Annotated in this window: 14 protein-coding genes; 11 read left to right on the top strand and 3 right to left on the bottom strand. The window is 54.9% G+C overall.

Annotated elements, in window-relative coordinates; translation table 11 throughout:
• The first annotated feature begins 27 nt into the window (after positions 1-27).
• The 11 genes from TEU_RS05895 to upp all read left to right on the top strand — a co-directional run bounded on the left by TEU_RS05895 (position 28) and on the right by upp (position 11,968).
• Positions 28-702: a TrmB family transcriptional regulator sugar-binding domain-containing protein gene (locus TEU_RS05895; RefSeq protein WP_050002891.1), complete on the top strand. Its 675-nt coding sequence runs from the start codon at positions 28-30 to the stop codon at positions 700-702.
• Positions 699-1,691 (top strand): hypothetical protein, encoded by a 993-nt coding sequence (locus tag TEU_RS05890; RefSeq protein WP_050002890.1) that lies wholly within the window; start codon positions 699-701, stop codon positions 1,689-1,691. The genes TEU_RS05895 and TEU_RS05890 overlap by 4 nt, the downstream gene beginning before the upstream one ends.
• Entirely contained in the window at positions 1,678-2,745 is a 1,068-nt protein-coding gene (locus TEU_RS05885) for a hypothetical protein (RefSeq protein WP_050002889.1), read from the top strand. The genes TEU_RS05890 and TEU_RS05885 overlap by 14 nt, the downstream gene beginning before the upstream one ends.
• On the top strand, positions 2,723-4,153 hold the full coding sequence (locus TEU_RS05880; protein ID WP_050002888.1) for an ArnT family glycosyltransferase: 1,431 nt from the start codon (positions 2,723-2,725) through the stop codon (positions 4,151-4,153). The genes TEU_RS05885 and TEU_RS05880 overlap by 23 nt, the downstream gene beginning before the upstream one ends.
• A gap of 134 nt (positions 4,154-4,287) precedes the next feature.
• Complete coding sequence (gene ppsA, locus TEU_RS05875; RefSeq protein WP_050002887.1) at positions 4,288-6,642, top strand: phosphoenolpyruvate synthase; 2,355 nt, start codon at positions 4,288-4,290, stop codon at positions 6,640-6,642.
• A 98-nt stretch (positions 6,643-6,740) separates the two neighbouring features.
• The gene (locus tag TEU_RS05870) at positions 6,741-6,962 is read left to right on the top strand and encodes an AbrB/MazE/SpoVT family DNA-binding domain-containing protein (RefSeq protein ID WP_050002886.1); all 222 of its coding nucleotides are present in this window, start codon (positions 6,741-6,743) and stop codon (positions 6,960-6,962) included.
• 9 nt (positions 6,963-6,971) lie between these two features.
• A complete protein-coding gene (locus TEU_RS05865; protein ID WP_050002885.1) occupies positions 6,972-7,385 on the top strand; it encodes a type II toxin-antitoxin system VapC family toxin in 414 nt (137 codons plus the stop codon).
• A 62-nt stretch (positions 7,386-7,447) separates the two neighbouring features.
• A complete protein-coding gene (locus TEU_RS05860; protein WP_050002884.1) occupies positions 7,448-8,869 on the top strand; it encodes an MATE family efflux transporter in 1,422 nt (473 codons plus the stop codon).
• Positions 8,870-9,067: 198 nt separating this feature from the next.
• Positions 9,068-9,763, top strand: a complete 696-nt coding sequence (locus TEU_RS05855; protein WP_227738659.1) for a DUF2334 domain-containing protein — start codon at positions 9,068-9,070, stop codon at positions 9,761-9,763.
• 39 nt (positions 9,764-9,802) lie between these two features.
• On the top strand, positions 9,803-11,269 hold the full coding sequence (locus tag TEU_RS05850) for an MATE family efflux transporter (protein WP_050002882.1): 1,467 nt from the start codon (positions 9,803-9,805) through the stop codon (positions 11,267-11,269).
• Positions 11,270-11,302: 33 nt separating this feature from the next.
• Positions 11,303-11,968, top strand: coding sequence for a uracil phosphoribosyltransferase (gene upp / locus TEU_RS05845; RefSeq protein ID WP_050002881.1), 666 nt, complete (start codon positions 11,303-11,305; stop codon positions 11,966-11,968).
• A 254-nt stretch (positions 11,969-12,222) separates the two neighbouring features.
• Here the strand turns inward: upp and TEU_RS05840 are convergent, their stop codons facing one another.
• The 3 genes from TEU_RS05840 to TEU_RS05830 are packed head-to-tail and all read right to left on the bottom strand — an operon-like array spanning position 12,223 to position 15,109.
• Complete coding sequence (locus TEU_RS05840) at positions 12,223-12,960, bottom strand: DUF2334 domain-containing protein (protein ID WP_050002880.1); 738 nt, start codon at positions 12,958-12,960, stop codon at positions 12,223-12,225.
• 35 nt (positions 12,961-12,995) lie between these two features.
• Positions 12,996-13,856 (bottom strand): alpha/beta hydrolase, encoded by an 861-nt coding sequence (locus TEU_RS05835; RefSeq protein WP_174412695.1) that lies wholly within the window; start codon positions 13,854-13,856, stop codon positions 12,996-12,998.
• Positions 13,853-15,109 carry an MFS transporter gene (locus tag TEU_RS05830; RefSeq protein WP_050002879.1) on the bottom strand — a complete coding sequence of 419 codons (1,257 nt, stop codon included), beginning with the start codon at positions 15,107-15,109 and terminating at the stop codon, positions 13,853-13,855. Before TEU_RS05830 ends, TEU_RS05835 begins: the two co-directional genes overlap by 4 nt.
• Between the last annotated feature and the right edge of the window lie 66 nt (positions 15,110-15,175).

Here is a 15,175-nt window from a genome sequence, read left to right as displayed (position 1 = left end):
AGCCACGATGAACGCAGGTGAGCCCGAATGAGGATAAAAACAAACCTCATTGTAGTAATTTTAATCGGACTTGCCCTAACGGGCATAGCAATTAACTCATACGTCCGGCACTACCAGGGGGGCGAGATATACGAGGCCGCGAACCACGCCTACGGCCTCCTTGTTAAGGGGTTTAACGTCACCATAACAGCCAAAACAACAGACGGAAGGACAGTTGATGGCACTCTTCTCAGTGTGAGGGGCTCCACAATCTTCGTAGTCATCAACGGAACGACCTACACAGTGGGGGGGCCACAGGCAACAAAGGAGGACATACGGGCAAAAATGATACGGGTAATCTACCGCGGAAAAGTGTACCTCTATGAAGTCAACCCGCTCACGGGCAGGGGCTCTGAAGTGTTCTCAAAGCTAATACCCGAACAGTATTACTCCGTCCGCTACTCCGGAAAAATTTACATAGACGGAAACATAACGCCGACTGAGATAGGCAGACTGAAATACCAGGCGGACTACATGACATACGGCTCAATAACAATAGATCACCTCGGAAGCAATGGAGCAATAATAACCGCCAATATGGTCCCGGTTCAGTACCTGATTGAACATCTCGGCAACTACACCGTCTACACATACGGTACCCTCAACGTTAACTCGGAGGAGAGAAACCTTCCCCTGAAGCTCCTTGAGGTGAGAAGCCCATGAAGCTCCCGGCTCTGGTGCCGGTTCTTTTTATGGCATACCTCACGGCAGGTCTCGCCCGGCCCAAGACGATAGCGGTGGGCCTGCTCTTTTCACTGGCAATACTCAAGGGAATACAGAGAGGTGAGAGAATCAAATGGAAAGACCGCAACATTGAAATCAATGAGAGATACATAACATATGCATTCTGGGCGGCCATTGGAATAATCATATACCAAGTTATACGCCTGGGAAACGTCCCCCTCCTGCACCCTGCGATAAGAACGAGCCTCAATCCAAGGCTGACGGCGCTGACTTACTTCCTCGGCGTTCCGTCCAGCGTTTACCTCTTCCTCAGGGGCAGGAGATACGCCCTCATTTACCCGGTTGCCGTCTCCCTCTACGCATACAGGACGCCGGTTCTTGTTTCAGCAATAGCTCTTGGCTCGGCTTACTATGAGAACGCAAAGAGGGCAGGAAAGCTCGAACTCAAAAAGCTCGCCGGACTCCTCGCGGGTGGTGTTGCCCTGTTCCTTCTCATTACATTCCTCAGGGGAAACACTCTGGCGAGCCTTTGGGTAAGGTTTCAGAGCACGGTATCCGCGCTTGATGTCATAGTCTGGCGCGGGGACTGGTACGGAACATACCTAGGGGGACTGCAGTGGGCGGGAGTCACATCATACCTGCAGGGTGGATACTCCCCGAGGGGCCTCATAGCGAAGTTCCTCTACGTCCATACAGGCGCCACGATAACGGCAACGCTCCTAGGCGGAATGTACCTGGACTTTGGGGTCTTTGCAGTTGCGGAAGGGTTCCTTCTGGGGCTCTACTATGGGGCACTCTCAAGGGCCACCCACCCGGTTACAAAGGCGATATACTACTCAACGCTCGCATATGGAGTAGTTGGAGTCGAGACGGGAATCCTCGACCTCCCCGTCTACCTCCTGTTCCTTGCGGGGGCGTACCTGATCCATAAAGGACGAAAGGAGATGGGAGAACGTGAAGCCCCGTGAACTTTTCACTTTAGCGGCGGGGGCCTACCTTGCCATGGCCTGGCTGGGGAAGGCCCTCTACTTTGGGCCGATAGAGATAGGCCCAGCGATTTACGCAGTTGTTTTTCTCATCCTCATCTTTGTTGGGGAAAAGCTAGGAGGGAACTTGAGGGGAGAGGTCTTTCTCCCCGCCTTTCTTCTGCTTATCCCACTCGGCCCAGAATACGTCCTTGGAGGGCTGATCAGCTTTGGAGTCGTTTTCTTTGCTCTGAGGCGGAACCTCTTGGGAAGAGCAGTCCTGCCTGCTACGGCGCTGGCGGTCGCTATAACCCTTCTTGCATGCCTCAAATGGGGAATTCCCCTGCTGAAGCCAGAGCTACGATATACAATCGCAAGCGTTCCGTTCCTCGTTGCGGGGGACATCATTATGGGGGCGGTAGCCGTTTACCCGGACTTTCGCCTGCTTGTGGTGGGAGAAATCATAGGAATCATCGGCGCATCGAGGACTGTTGGCCTGGGCGTGGCAGCTGCTTACCTCCTCAGGCTCGCATACGAAGACAAGCTTACACTGGAAGAGGCCAAAAGGCACAAGAAAACGGTTTTAGTTGCGGTTGCCCTCCTCCTGGCTGTGTTCCTGGCCAGGCACTATGTGACACTGAAGGAATACCCCGTCTGGAAGCTGGGGTTCCTCGGAAGCCTTCTCCACAGACCGGCATCATCTTACACAGTCTACGAGAGGCTTTTCCAGCTCGGGATGCCCTTTGGAAAGGCAGAGCTCCTCTTTAATCCTGGCCCTACCGGTTACGTTGGAAAGCTCTTTGGGAAGGATATCGGATACACCTATACCCTCTTTGGACAGCCGGCCTATGACTTTGGAATCTTTGGGCTCGCTGAGGCCGTAGTCCTCGGCCTGGCGCTGGGAAGGGCCTCAAAAAATCCATTCACAGGGACGTTCGCCTTCACCGTTGCAATCCTTGCCCTCGACATTGGAATTGAGGGACAGTTTCTCGTTGCAATCTCCCTGATGGCATACCTGGCAGGGGTGAAAAGAAATGAACAGGAAAGTTATAACTAAAGTCCTTCCGGGAATCATATTCCTGGTAGCCCTCGGCGTGCAGCTTGCCACTTTCCCGCCGTGGGACGCCCTAACATATGACGGGGCGCTCTACATCAACATAGCAAGGAACTTGGCTACAGACCCTACGAACTTTACTTACCAGGGAATCTACGTGATGTACAGGCCCCCTCTGTATCCGTACACCCTCTCGCTGTTCTATCACTTCATCCACGAACCGCTCAGCCAGCTAACCGTCGCAAGGCTCGTGTCTGTGGTGTTCTTTGCCCTAACTGCCGTTTTGGTGTACCTGTTTGCAAGGGAACTCCTTAAGGATACCTTCAAGAGCGTTCTAGCATCTGCATTCTTCGTGTTCAACCCGTTTGCCTTCACCATGGGCGCCAGGGAGCTCGTCCACAGCGAGTTTACGTTCTTTTACACTCTCGCCGTTTATCTATTTTACACAGGGAGAACCAGAAAGAGCTCGTCGAGAATTTACCTGGCGTTCATATCGGCGGGTTTGGCAATACTAACCCGCTACACTGGGCTCTCGTTGATAGCAGTCTTTATCGCATATCTGTGGATTACCGAGTATTGGGACTGGCTCAAAAGGAGGGAATACATTATAGGTTTCGCCCTGCTGCTGATAACACTCTCCCCCTGGCTCTACATGGGGCACTTGTACTACGGTGGCGCATTACGGCCATTTGAGATTGCAAACAGAACCGTTACCGCTGACAGGCCGGTCTCAGTGTCAACCTTCGTTGAGTTGCTCCTAAAAGACATAGGCCATGTCCTCCCAGCCCTCGCGGTGTTGGGGCTCATAAAACAGAGGCAGGACGAAAAGAGCTGGCTTTTAATCAGCTGGCCCCTGATAGGGTTTGTAATGATAATGATGGTGACCCACAAGGAGGCGAGGTTCATAACGTTCCTCTCCCCCGCCATAGCAATCCTCGCCGTTGAGGGAATCTCCTTGATTGAGGACTGCATTAAAAAAGCGCTTGAACTTGTTGGCAGGCCGTCAGTCCCGCGGAAAAAGGCCATTACGGTTTTCCTTTCCCTGCTCCTTCTGTTGCCCGTTGGCCAGAGCGCATTTGACCTTAAGGAACGGTGGAACGGCACAGGAAAGTATGAGTCCCACGTGCTCAGGTACGCGAGCGAGAATTATCCCGGTGAAAAGCTCCTGGTATCCCCACGCCTCTATACTATGGCAGGATTTTACTACCCGGGCGCTGAGGTAGATATGATTCTCAACCGCAAGGACGTGGTGGAGAAGATAAGCAGGGGCTACTATGATGTGATTATACTCAGAGAGCCAGAATCCTACCTTAACGTCCTCGAAAGCGGGAAGTATGAACTAGTCAGGGAGTTCCATAACAAAAGGTTTAAAACTTTTGTAAGACGACAACGCCTCAAAAGTGGGTATTAGAGACGCCTATTGGCAAATGAGCACATCCTTTTTCTTTTTCAACCTTATACACTGGCGAACAGCCCTGGATAGTTAATTTTAAAAATAGCCAGTAGACATATCACCCGCAGTAATCAAAACGGAGGGAAAATGCCATGAGCGAATACAGGTTTATAAGGTGGTTCGAGGAGCTCGGCAAGGAGGACGTCCCCCTTGTCGGTGGTAAGGGAGCCAACCTTGGTGAGCTTACCAAGGCCGGAATACCGGTTCCGCCTGGGTTCTGTGTCACCGCTGAGGCCTACAAGTACTTTGTTGAAAACGTCAAGCTTGAGGACGGTAAGACCCTTCAGGAGTGGATTATGGAGGTCATAAGCAACACCAACGTTGACGACAGCAAGCAGCTCCAAGAGAACACCGCCAAGATAAGGCAGAAGATAATCGAGCTCCCGATGCTCCCCGAGATCGCCGAGGAGATTGAGAGGGCTTACAAGGAGCTCAGCGCCAGGTTCAACAAGGACGCCGTTTACGTCGCCGTCCGCTCTTCTGCCACCGCTGAGGACCTTCCGGAGGCTTCCTTCGCCGGCCAGCAGGAGACCTACCTCGACGTCTACGGCGTTGATGATGTCATAGACAAGGTCAAGAAGTGCTGGGCCAGCCTCTGGACCGCGAGGGCCACCTTCTACAGGGCCAAGCAGGGCTTCGACCACAGCAAGGTCTACCTCTCAGCCGTCGTCCAGAAGATGGTCAACAGCGAGAAGAGCGGTGTTATGTTCACCGCCAACCCGGTCACCAACGACAGGAACGAGATAATGATCAACGCCGCATGGGGCCTCGGTGAGGCCGTCGTCAGCGGAAGCGTCACCCCCGACGAGTACATCGTCGAGAAGGGCACCTGGAAGATAAAGGAGAAGTTCATCGCCAAGAAGGAGGTTATGGTCGTCCGCAACCCGGAGACCGGCAAGGGCACCGTCTACGTCAAGGTCGCCGACTTCCTCGGCCCGGAGTGGGTTGAGAAGCAGGTTCTCACCGAGGAGCAGATCGTTGAGGTCGCCAAGATGGGCGCCAAGATTGAGGAGCACTACGGCTGGCCGCAGGACATCGAGTGGGCCTACGACAAGGACGACGGCAAGCTCTACATCGTCCAGAGCAGGCCGATCACCACCCTCAAGGAAGAGACCAAGGCCGAGGAGACCGAGATGACCGAGGAGATGAAGGTCCTCCTCAAGGGTCTCGGTGCCTCACCGGGTGTCGGCGCTGGTAGGGTCGTCGTCATCTTCGACGCCAGCGAGATCGACAAGGTCAAGGAGGGCGACGTCCTCGTTACCACCATGACCAACCCGGACATGGTTCCGGCCATGAAGAGGGCTTCCGCCATCGTCACCGACGAGGGTGGAAGAACCTGCCACGCCGCCATCGTCAGCAGGGAGCTCGGTATCCCGGCCGTCGTCGGTACCAAGGAGGCCACCAAGGTCCTCAAGGACGGCATGCTCGTCACCGTCGACGGTACAAGGGGTGTCGTCTACGAGGGCATAGTCAAGAGCCTCGTCAAGAAGGAGGAGGAAGAGAAGGCCGAGGGCGGCAAGGTCGTCGTTGCCGGCGCTCCGCTCGTCACCGCCACCGAGGTCAAGGTCAACGTCTCAATGCCGGAGGTCGCTGAGCGCGCCGCCGCCACCGGCGCCGACGGTGTCGGTCTCCTCAGGGCCGAGCACATGATCCTCGGCATCGGCGCCCACCCGGTCAAGTTCATCAAGGAGGGCAAGGAGGAGGAGCTCGTCGAGAGGCTCGTCGAGGGCATCAGGAAGGTCGTCGAGGCCTTCTACCCGAGGCGCGTCTGGTACAGGACCCTCGACGCCCCGACCAACGAGTTCCGCGAGCTTCCGGGCGGCGAGGACGAGCCGGAAGAGAGGAACCCGATGCTCGGCTGGCGCGGAATCAGGCGCGGTCTCGACCAGCCGGAGCTCCTCAGGGCCGAGTTCAAGGCCATCAAGAGGCTCGTTGACGAGGGCTACGACAACATCGGTGTCATGCTCCCACTCGTCAGCCACCCGGAGCAGATCAGGAAGGCCAAGGAGATCGCCATGGAGGTCGGTCTCATTCCGCACAAGGACGTCGAGTGGGGTGTCATGATCGAGACTCCCGCTTCAGCCCTCATCATCGAGGACCTCATCAAGGAGGGCATTGACTTCGTCAGCTTCGGCACCAACGACCTCACCCAGTACACCCTCGCCATCGACAGGGACAACGAGAGGGTCTTCAAGCTCTACGACGAGAAGCACCCGGCAGTGCTCAAGCTCATCGAGAACGTCATCAAGACCTGCAAGAAGTACGGCGTTGAGACCAGCATCTGCGGCCAGGCCGGTAGCGACCCGAAGATGGTCAGGCTCCTCGTCAGGATGGGCATCGACAGCGTCAGCGCCAACCCCGATGCTGTCGAGCTCGTCAGGAAGACCGTCGCCAGGGAGGAGGCCAGGATCCAGCTCGAGGCCGCCAGGAAGGCCCTCCGCGAGTGAGCTTTCTTCCCTTTTCTCTTCATTCGTTTTTGAGGTTGAAGTTTTCCCATACCAAAAGCCTTATTTTGTCCCAGTTCGTATAGGCTAATGGTGATTACATGACCACTGTGGAAGTCAAAAAAATTGACCCCCAGGGAAGACTTGTCTTGCCAAAGAGCTGGCGTGAGAGGTGGGGAAATGAGGTCATTCTAATTGAGCTTGATGACAGGATCGAGATAATCCCCCGGAAGAAACCAAGACTCTCCAGGTTTTTCAACATAATTGATGCCGAGATCAAAGGAACAGACATTGAAAAAGAGCTCCTGGAAAGCCTCTACTGAGGTGTTAAAATGAGGTTCATAGACGCCAACGTCTTCCTGTACGCCCTGCTGAAGCCAAAACCGGACCTTCCGGAAGAGGTTCTTGAAAGAAAAGCGCGGGCAATGAAAATCCTGAGGAGAATTGAAGACGGGGAGGAGGTAGCTACCAGTGTTGTGCATCTAAGTGAGGTTGCCAACATAATAGAAGCCAAAGTAAACCTCTCCACGGCACTGGCTTTCATTGAGGAGTTGCTCACGGCGGGCAATGTTCATATTCTTCCAGTCACTCCGGAGGACTACTTAAAGGCCACCCTCGTGGCATCCGAGAAGAGAATCAGCGTAAACGACGCCCTGGCTTATTTGAAGATGAAGGAACTGGACATCAACGAAATCTACACATTCGATAAACATTTCTTGAATCTCGACGTTCGCGTTCTTCCCTGAGCTGGCTCTTTTATCCACAATAAACTTTTTATACTAACGTTTCGATAGGCATCTGATGGCCCATGGACGGCGAGAAAATTCAGAGAATGCGCGAGCAGATTCTCAACGGGCCGATAGTGAAAACGCTCCTCGTGTTAGCATACCCCATAATAATAAACCAGCTCGTCCAGGTTCTTTACAACCTCACCGATACGTTCTGGCTCGGTAAGCTCGGCAGGGAAGAGCTGGCGGCACCGGGGACGGCGTGGCCGCTGGTGTGGTTCTTCATGTCTATCGGAATGGGTTTCGCAACTGCCGGCTTCGCTTTCGTGAGCCAGTACGTTGGGGCCGGGGACTACAAAAAGGCCAACCGCGCCGCTGGAGCTCTCTATTCACTCATGATGTTCTTTGCAATTGGAGTGGGGGTGTTCGGTGTCATCTCAGCCCCGTATCTCCTCAGGTTCATGAACGTTAGCGATACTGTTTACCCCTATGCCCTAAAGTACACCCGCATTATCTTCGCAGGGATACCCTTCTCGTTCACGCTCTTTGCATTCAACTTCCTCCTCAGGGCGATAGGCGACACCAAAACGCCGGTCAAGATAAACATAGGAACAGTCCTCCTCAACCTCGTCCTTGACCCGTTCTTTATCTTCGGCTGGGGGCCGTTCCCGGAGCTCGGCGTTGTCGGAGCGGCTGTTGCAACGATGCTATCCAACAGTCTCGGCTCCCTCGTGGGTGGCTATCTCCTCTTCAGTGGAAAGGTCGGGATACACCTTACACCCCACAACCTCAAGCCGGACTGGCCGTTCTACTCCAGAATCTTCCGCGTCGGCATACCGTCAAGCATAGGCTCATCAACAACGGCCTTTGGCTTTGTAATCCTCACGAGGATAATCTTCACCATAGGAGAGCTCTACGGCCAGACACACGGCATTGAGAACTTTGAGGACATTGCCTTCGCTACCTACTCGATAACCAACAGGCTTACCAACTTCATGTTCGCGTTCTCAGATGGAATAAGCATGGCGATGGGAACGATGGTCGGCCAGGCCGTCGGCGCGAGGCTCTACCAGAGGGCCAAGGAAGTCGCGGAAAAAACCATGGCAATAAACTTCACAATCCTTGGCGTTGGGACACTCCTCTTCGTCTTTTTCCGCGTTCAGATTTTCAGGTTCTTCATCAACGACCCGGCAATAATAGCCGAGAGCGCCAAGGTCGTGAAGTACTTCTCAATATCGCTCCCGTTCTTCGGAATCTTCGCCGCTGTGGAGAACGTCTTCAGGAGCGCGGGACACACCAAAAAGAGTATGATACTCGACATGTTCCGCCTGTGGGTGCTCAGGCTCCCGCTGAGCTACGGGCTTGGAGTCATCATGAGGGATACTGCTGGAATGTGGCTTGGAATGGGTCTGAGCAATATCCTTGGTGCCCTCGTTGCGCTGGCCTGGTTCCTCAGGGGCAGCTGGATGAAGGCGATAATCGAAGAGGAACCCCCTTCATAAGGGTAAACTTTTTATCACACATGTGCAAAAGATTATCGGGTGGATTGCTTGGAAATCCGGCGCCTCGGTCTCGTGCTTGTGACCATAGGACTTTTGGGAATCATCGTGGGGAGCATTCTTCGGAGCCCCCCGAATATCTCACCCCAGATCAAAGAGGTTTCTCACCCCCGACCCCAAAATGAGGGTATCCATGAATCAATGACTGAGGAGAAGGAAGAGAAACAAAAGAACAGCCCAGAGCCCCCGTTAGTTTTTGTCCACGACGTTACTCCGTACTACTTCGATGACCTGAGAGAGATCGTAGCCGTTCTTGATGAGTACAACTACTCCAACAGGACTGTTCTCTTTGTAATCCCCGTCTTTGACCCCGACCACTACGGTGACGAGTGGAGCCTAAGAAACCACCCAGATTTTGTGGAATACCTGCACGAGCTCCAGATGAGAGGCTATAGGGTGGAGCTCCACGGGTACGGGCACACCTACCACGAGTTCAACTGCTCCTATGAGACTGCGAAAGAGAAGCTCGACAACGCAACGGCCATGATGACCTCGCTGGGCTTTGGCAACCTTACACTTTTCCTCCCGCCAGCGTGGGCGCTCAACAACGAGTCCCTCAAGGCAATTCTGGAGCACAACCTCACCGTCGTCACGCCCGACTGGCTCATCTTCCCCAACGGAACCAGGCAGAGGATATGGAACCGGGAGTACACCTGGTACATAGAGCGGAATGAAGTCGAGGGCAGGCTCTCAGTTGCCCTCCACGACTACAGAAAGGCCATTGAGGAAGGAATTCCTTTCTACCTGTCAGTCCACCCGGGGGTAATCAACTACGGGGGCGGGCTCGAATTTCTGAGAGAGTTCCTGGATACGGTCTGTCGTCCAGAAAAATCATAAACTTTTTATAACAGCGTTTCGACTGCGGTCTGAGCGAAGATGAGCGAGAAAATCCAGAGAATGAGAGAGCAGATACTTAACGGCCCGATAGAGAAGACCCTCCTGGTTCTCGCGGGCCCGTTAATAGTCAACAACCTCGTCCAGGTGCTCTACAACATAACCGATACCTTCTGGCTTGGAAAGCTGGGCAGGGAAGCCCTGTCCGCTCCGGGCGTCACGTGGCCCATAATCGGGACGCTCATGGCGCTGGGCATGGGCTTTGCGACGGCCGGATTTGCGTTCGTCGGGCAGTACATCGGGGCGGGCGAATACGAGAAGGCGAACCGCTCGGCAGGGGCACTCTACTCCCTCATGACGTTCTTCTCGGTCGCCACAGCCATAGTGGCCCTTCTGATTCTCCCCTACGCCCTCCGCTTCATGCGCGTGAGCGAGAACGTCTACCCCTACTCCCTAACCTATGCCACCATAGTTTTCCTTGGACTGCCGTTCTCCTTCGCGTTCATGGCCTTTGGTGCCCTCATGAGGGCCACGGGCGACACAAAGACGCCCGTCAAGATAACGCTCCTCACAGTGATGATAAACATAATCCTGGACCCCCTCTTCATCTTCGGCTGGCTGGGCTTTCCTGAGCTCGGCGTGGCCGGGGCGGCGCTGGCGACGGTTATAGCCAACGTTGTCGGAGCGGCCATCGGACTCTACCTCCTCTTCACAGACCGCGTTGGGATAAGCCTGAGCATTGAGAGCCTCAAGCCCGACTTCGAATTTTACGGAAAGCTCTTCAGGGTCGGCCTCCCATCGAGTATAGGCCAGTCCGCAAACAGCTTTGGATTTGTGATACTCACAAGGATTATCTTCGGCTTCGGCGACGTTACCTACGCCGCCTACACCATAACCACCCGCCTCGTGAACTTCCTGACCGGCATATCGAGGGGTATAAGCATGGCAATGGGGACGATGATAGCCCAGAACGTTGGGGCAGGGAAGTTTGAGAGGGCGAAGAAGATAGCCGAGAGGACGATGCTCGTCAACTTCGCAATAGCGAGCCTGGCGGTTCTGATAATTGGAATCTTCCGCGTCCCAATCTTCAGAGTCTTCCTCGACGACCCGAAGGTCATAGCCGAGAGCAAAATCGTCCTGGAGTACTTCCTCATCTCGGTGCCCTTCTTCAACGGCATCTTCATAGTCGTGAACAGGACGTTCAGCTCAGCTGGCCACACTAAGAAGAGCATGCTCCTCGGCATACTCCGCCTGTGGGGCCTCAGGATACCGCTGAGCTATGCCTTCGGCTACATAAGGGGCATCACGATACTTGGAATATCCATACCGCTTGCAGAGCTCTTTGGCTACACTAGCAAGGGCGTTTTCTTCGGCATGGGTATGAGCAACTTTGTGGCGGCGGTCATAGCGCTCGCTTGGTTCCTCCGCGGCAGCTGGATGAAATCCATAATCGAAAAGGAGGCAAAAACTGGGGACAAAACTAGTTCAGGTTATCAGGCGGAAGGCTAATAAACCCCTCGCCGAACGGGTTTCGGTGAGAACATGAAGGCTGAAAGGTGGGAAGGTGTTTACTCCTTCGAGGACAGCCCCTTCATCATGGAGATTCTGACGGAGCTCAGGGACGAGAGGACAGGGCCGATAGCCTTCAGGAAAGGTCTCGTCAAGCTCGGCCGCTACATGGCCTACGAGCTGACGAAAACGATGGAAACCGAGAGGGTTCCCGTCAAGACCCCGCTGGAGGAAACCGAGGGCGTAATCGTCAGGGACAGGCGCAACGTCGTCATAATAACAGTCCTCCGCGCAGCCATACCGCTTATGGAAGGCCTCATCAAGGTGCTCGACCACGCGCGCGTCGGCATAGTCTCTGCTTCCCGCGGAAAGGCCCCAAAGTTCGAGATTGAGATGAACTACGTCAAGATTCCGGAGATAAGGCCCGAGGACACCGTAATAATAGCGGATCCGATGATAGCGACGGGCTCGACGCTGATAAAGGTCATTGATGAAGTCAAGCGCTACGGGAAGCCGAAGAGGCTTGTTGTCGTCGGCGTTCTGGCGGCCCCCGAGGGGATAGAGAGGGTAAAAAAGGCCCACCCAGAGGTCGAGATGTTCGTGGCAAAGGTTGACAGGGAGCTGAACGACAAGGGCTACATCTTACCTGGTCTTGGGGACGCTGGAGACAGGGCCTTCGGTGCCCCCATCAAGCTTTGATTGGATTATCTGCTCTTCTTATATCATTTTCAAAATTCCCGCCCGATGTAGTGGGCTTTCTCCATTAACGGGCAGAAGGGCCCAACATTGAGATGGGGTCGGCCAGTGCCAGTCTCATCATTTGGTAGCGACTCAGACCGGTAAACGCTCTTCATCCCCCACCCGTTCTCGGCGGTTGCTTTTTAAAAGGTTCCCTCAAAATTCCTCTGGCCGATGACGAGCGTTAGCCACGCTGAACGGTGAGGAAAAGAGGGTTAGCCGAGGCCACTTCCGGAAGTCTGTTTTTCATGGGTCGTTACAAACCCAAAAAACTCCCTCAGGAACTCCATTCCTGCTTTGTTGTTCACGGCCCCAGGGTGAACCGAGAGAAAGAAAGTCCCCTCGGTGTGGAGGTATGAGGACTTGGCGCTTTCCAGGTTGTATCCAAGGAGAAACTCCGGGAGGTACCACGTGTACTCCCTGTTGAGCACGGGGCTTGAGGTGCCGTCCGGGAAGGTTATGAAGTCCTCCCCTATAACAGTTAGGTTGTAGTCCAGCAAAACTTCAAGCGCACCGCCCGACAGGGAGTAGCGGGGGGCGATGAAGTATTCGGGCGTGGCGTTGAGGTATGAGAGGGCCTTCAGGCCTAGCTCAAGCTTTCTCCTGGCCATATCAGCGCCACAGTCAAACTCGTCCCCGATGTGGTCGTACCCGTGGAGCTCGACGTGGTAGCCCTTAGCCCTGAGCCCGGAAATGAACTCCACGAACTCCGGGTGCTCACATATGGGCATTTTCCCGCCGTGGTTCGGGATTACAAAGAGATAGGTCTGGTTCTGGAGGCCGTACTCGTCAATGACTGCCGTTATCTCCCTCAGCTGGGGCAGATAGGCCGGGCTGACATCGTGAATGAGAATTGCGAAGCGCCCGAAGGAAGGGACGTAGGCCGGGCTGGATAGGGAGCTCGAAGACACCAGAACCAGAAACAGCGTCGCAAGGGCAACCAACCTCCTCATCAGAAAGGGAAAAGAAAGGCGGCGTAAAAAGGTTTCTAAAGATGTCTGCTGAGGAAGTCCTCCACCCTCGCCTTCCACTCCTCCGGGTGGAGCTTCAAAGTCCTGACGTGTGGCGCATCGGTGACCCAGAGCTCGACGTTCGGGTTCACCTTCTTGTTCCGTTCGTAGAACTCCCTGACCTCTTCCGGCCTGACGAGCGGGTCTTTCTCGCCAGCTATGAGGAGCAGGGGCTTTTTCACCCTGTGGGCATACTCGACCATGTTGAGCTCCTTTCCGCCGGTGAATAGCTTCGTGAAGGGCTTGACGAAGTGGTAGAGCCACTCAGGAAGGTTCGCGAAGTACTTCAGGCCCCTCGCCCCGGTCTTGTCGAGGTAGATGGGCGGTGAATCGGCTACGCCGCAGGCAATCCTCTCGTCCTCTGCGAGTGCCCTTATCGTGACGACTGCCCCCATCGAGAAGCCGACGAGCCCTATCTTTTCCGCATTCTCCGGGTGGTGCTTCTTCAGCCAGTCTATGGCGGAGATGACGTCAATAAGCTCCTTCTCCCCGACCGTCGTGTAGTTGCCCTCGCTCTTTCCGTGGGCGCGGAAGTCAAAGACAAGGACGCTGTAGCCTTCGTTAAGCAGGAACTCGATGGTCTGCCTCATGTATACCTCGTCCCACCTGCTCCTCGTGTAGCCGTGAAGGGGGATAACCGTCTTGTCGCCGTTTGGAATCCACCAGCCGCTGAGCTTGAGCCCGTCCCTCGTCTCAATGGTGACATCTTCGTAGTCGTAGCCGAGGTCTCTGGGCGTCCAGTCGCCGACAAAGCGCGGCGGCTTGACCATCTTGTAGCCCACAAAGGCAGAGAACGTCAGGAAGGCCAGGAGAATAAAAAGGATAAGCCACAGCATCATTCTTTCCTCACCTCAAGCTCCTTCATGCTCCATATTAACGGCATCGCGAGGAGCACCAAGAACGCTCCCAGCGGGAAGAGGATCCTGTAGTTGCCGCCGGCCAGGTCAACGATGGCCCCGCCAATTGTTCCCGCGAGGAGCACGGGAATTGACTTGGTGGCCTCGTAGACGCCGTAGTAGCGGCCCGTGAAGGCCTCCTTCTCGAACTTGGTGAGCAGGTCGCCGACGACCGGATAGGAGGCCGCTATCAGGGCACCCCAGCCAACGCCCGCTATCAACAGTGCCGCATAAATCTGGGTCTCAGTATGAATAAACCAGCCCCAGAGCTGGGGGAGGGCGAATATGAGGCCTCCGATGATTATGCTCAGCCTCCTGCCGACCCTGTCGTAGATGTATCCTCCGGGCAGAGAACCAACGAGCACGGCCACGTTGAACAGCGCCATGAGGTAGAGGCCCATCGAGGTAACCGCGTCAATGTTTTCCTTGGTGGCTGCGCCCTTGAGGATGAAGGCTATTATGCCGTAGAGGAATATTGCTATGAACTCGAAGCTCATCCACCAGAGAATTTGAGCCGTGTAGAACTTGAGAAAGTCCTTCGTGGCGAATATACTCTTCACGTACTCGGACAGGCTCTCGTTGCCCTTTATCTCTGGGGCCTCCGGCTCCCTGACCCTGTAATAGACGAAAACCGCCGCGAGGAACAGGAAGATGGCAGTCAGACCGAAGGGGCCGATGTGGTCCTTCCCGTACTTTGCGACCATAAAACCACCAAGACCAAAGAGGAAGAGGTTGCCGGCCCACTCGAGGAGGGTTATTACCCCGCTCGCCTTCCCGCGCTGACCGCTCTCAATTGTGTCAGGCATCAACGCCCTGAACTGCGCGGTGTAGAGGTGGAGCGAGAGGTACAGGAAGCCCAGCGTGAGGGCAAAGGCCCATAGGGGAGCCCCAATCTTGTAGGCCGTCCATATCATCAGCGTCGCGATAGCGGCTAGGACTCCGCCGACGAATATGAAGGGCCTCCTCCGTCCATGTTTTGAGCGGAGGGTATCGCTGTAATAGCCGAGGAGAGGGGGGACTATCAACCCTATAACCCCTTCAAGCGCCAGAATGCTTCCCTTCACAAAGGCAGAGCTCGTGTAGTCGGAGAGTAGAGGAAACGAGAATCCCTTGTTGAGTGCCCACCCCATGCTCCTGCTGAACCCTAAGAGGGCAAGACCGAGAACCACGCCCCAGTCAAACTTTCTCCTTTCCATTGTATCCACCCCCATTTGAGTTTTCAAGGTTAATATGGCATAAAATGAAATCAAAACCAGAGACAC

Origin of the sequence: Thermococcus eurythermalis, assembly GCF_000769655.1 — an archaeon.
GTDB classification, from domain to species: domain Archaea; phylum Methanobacteriota_B; class Thermococci; order Thermococcales; family Thermococcaceae; genus Thermococcus; species Thermococcus eurythermalis.
The sequence above is the reverse complement of the archived record's forward strand: the minus strand, read 5'-3'. Positions and strand labels throughout refer to the sequence as shown.

Coding starts and splice junctions, on each gene's coding strand:
- TEU_RS05895 (WP_050002891.1), top strand. CDS start 28: ATGAGGATAAAAACAAACCTCATTGTAGTAATTTTAATCGGACTTGCC.
- TEU_RS05890 (WP_050002890.1), top strand. CDS start 699: ATGAAGCTCCCGGCTCTGGTGCCGGTTCTTTTTATGGCATACCTCACG.
- TEU_RS05880 (WP_050002888.1), top strand. CDS start 2,723: ATGAACAGGAAAGTTATAACTAAAGTCCTTCCGGGAATCATATTCCTG.
- ppsA (WP_050002887.1), top strand. CDS start 4,288: ATGAGCGAATACAGGTTTATAAGGTGGTTCGAGGAGCTCGGCAAGGAG.
- TEU_RS05870 (WP_050002886.1), top strand. CDS start 6,741: ATGACCACTGTGGAAGTCAAAAAAATTGACCCCCAGGGAAGACTTGTC.
- TEU_RS05865 (WP_050002885.1), top strand. CDS start 6,972: ATGAGGTTCATAGACGCCAACGTCTTCCTGTACGCCCTGCTGAAGCCA.
- TEU_RS05860 (WP_050002884.1), top strand. CDS start 7,448: ATGGACGGCGAGAAAATTCAGAGAATGCGCGAGCAGATTCTCAACGGG.
- TEU_RS05855 (WP_227738659.1), top strand. CDS start 9,068: ATGACTGAGGAGAAGGAAGAGAAACAAAAGAACAGCCCAGAGCCCCCG.
- TEU_RS05850 (WP_050002882.1), top strand. CDS start 9,803: ATGAGCGAGAAAATCCAGAGAATGAGAGAGCAGATACTTAACGGCCCG.
- upp (WP_050002881.1), top strand. CDS start 11,303: ATGAAGGCTGAAAGGTGGGAAGGTGTTTACTCCTTCGAGGACAGCCCC.
- TEU_RS05840 (WP_050002880.1), bottom strand. CDS start 12,960: ATGAGGAGGTTGGTTGCCCTTGCGACGCTGTTTCTGGTTCTGGTGTCT.
- TEU_RS05835 (WP_174412695.1), bottom strand. CDS start 13,856: ATGATGCTGTGGCTTATCCTTTTTATTCTCCTGGCCTTCCTGACGTTC.
- TEU_RS05830 (WP_050002879.1), bottom strand. CDS start 15,109: ATGGAAAGGAGAAAGTTTGACTGGGGCGTGGTTCTCGGTCTTGCCCTC.